Source organism: Neptuniibacter pectenicola (assembly GCF_001597735.1).
Taxonomy (GTDB): Bacteria; Pseudomonadota; Gammaproteobacteria; order Pseudomonadales; family Balneatricaceae; genus Neptuniibacter; species Neptuniibacter pectenicola.
On the sequence record NZ_LUTS01000058.1, the window covers coordinates 1 to 658 of the forward strand.

The 658-nt window shown below is 48.9% G+C and carries 1 protein-coding gene; it reads right to left on the bottom strand.

The window, feature by feature from the left end; all coding sequences use genetic code 11:
- Positions 1–658, bottom strand: a 658-nt coding sequence (locus A3773_RS19715; protein ID WP_197462825.1) for a hypothetical protein, incomplete at both ends; no start/stop codon positions are given.

Below are 658 nucleotides of genomic sequence, written 5' to 3' on the forward strand. Positions count from 1 at the left end.
GGAACCTTCATTACCTGTTACAGCCTTCTCTCCCCCCTCCTCCTTTTCTTCTTCCCCCTCTTTCTTCTCTTCCCCCTCCCCTCTTTCTTCTTTCCTCTCTTCTTCCTCCTCTTCCTTTTTCTCTCTCCCTTCTCCTCCTTCTTCTTTCTCTTCCCTTCCTTCCCCCCCTCTCCTTTCTTCTCCTTCCTTTCCTCTTCCCCCTTTTCCCCTCTTCTCTCCTCTTTCCCTCCTTCCCTTCTCCCTTTTTTTCCCTTTCTTCCCCTTTCCTCCCTCCCTTTCACTCCCCCCCCTTTTTTTCTCTCCTCCCTCCTCTCTCCTTCTCCTTCTTCCTCCTCCCTCCTCTTTCCCTTCCTCTTCTTTCTCTTCCTTCTTTCCCTCCTTCTCCTTCTTCTTTTTTTTTTCTCTCTTTCTCCCCTTCTCTTCCCTTTTTCCCCCCTCTCTCCTTCTTTCCTTCTCTTCTCTCTCCCTCCCCTTCTCCCCCCCCTTCCTTTTCTTCCTCTCTCCTCTTTTTTTCTTCCTCCCCCTTCTCTTTTTTCTCCCTTCCTCCTTTTTTCCTCCCCTCCTTCCTCTTTCCTCTTCTCTTTCCCTCTTTCTCTTTCCTTTTTTCTTCTCTCTCCCCTTTCCTTTTCCCCCTCCTTTTTCTTCTCCCCTTTTTTTT